This window comes from Enterovibrio norvegicus (genome assembly GCF_002876705.1).
Classification (GTDB): domain Bacteria; phylum Pseudomonadota; class Gammaproteobacteria; order Enterobacterales; family Vibrionaceae; genus Enterovibrio; species Enterovibrio norvegicus_B.
In genome coordinates, this window is record NZ_MDAG01000036.1 from 1 (window position 1) to 1178 (window position 1178).

A 1178-nucleotide genomic window follows, 5' to 3' on the forward strand; every position below is an offset into this window, starting at 1 on the left:
GACTTCTATGTCGACTCCAGCTTCTACAGCGGCGTAATGCGCTTAAGCAATATCGAGCTCACGCCCCTGTCTGGTGCTGGCTTTACCGCCGACGCCGACAATGACGGTGTGAATAACGATGTCGATTTGGACTCCGACAACGACACCATCCCTGACGTGATCGAAGCTGGCCTCGCTGATACAGATGGCAGCCTGACGGTTGATAGCATTGACCTGCAAGCCAGCGTTGACCCTGCCCCAGATTCCGACGGCGACGGCATTCCAGACTATCTTGATTTGGAAAGCCAAAACGCCCTGAACGACGGCACCGCTTTCGACATGCACGGTTATGACTTTGCAGCATTCGACAGCAACAACGACGGCATGCTCGATGGCAATGATGAGTTGGGCGGTAACGATCTGAACGGCAACGGTGTCGATGATCGTGCGGAAGATGCCGACGGTGATGGTTTGTCTAATCCTAACGATGAGGACGACGATAACGACGGTACGCTCGATATCTATGATGCCTTCCCGTTCGATCCTTCAGAGGATACTGACACAGACGGTGACGGCGTCGGTGATAACGGCGATGCCTTCCCAACGGATGCCACAGAGACCAAAGACACTGATGGCGATGGCGTGGGCGACAATGCCGATGCGTTCCCTGACGATGCCACTGAAACCACAGACACCGATGGTGACGGTGTGGGCGACAATGCCGATGCCTTCCCAACAGATGCCTCTGAAACCGCGGATTCCGATGGCGACGGTGTGGGCGATAACAGCGACATTGACCGCGATAACGATGGCTTGTCAGACGAGCTAGAACTTCGCACCAGTGCTGACATTGTTGATTGGCCCGTGCAAACGGGCAATTCAAACTTCACTGACGGTGTACTCTCCGCCAACGGCGGTTCTTGGTCTTACCAAGCTAACTCTGCACGTTTCTCTACTTATGGATTTGATGACAGCTACCGTCTCAATTTCACCGTCGATGCCCTCGGCAGCAACAACATGGTTGGGTTAGGCAACACTGAAAGCTCTGCCAGTTATCGAGACATCGATTACGCGTTTTATATCGTCAACACCACCCTGTATATCTACGAAAATGGTTCACACCGCGTCAACTTTGGCGCAGGCAGTGTGGCGGTCGGCGATATGCTGACGCTGGAAGTTGATAACGGCACCGTGCGTTA

Annotated in this window: 1 pseudogene; it reads left to right on the forward strand. The window is 53.9% G+C overall.

Features of this window, described 5'->3' with window-relative positions:
• Positions 1 to 1178, forward strand: a pseudogene (locus BCT27_RS25685) (hypothetical protein); the annotation flags it as partial.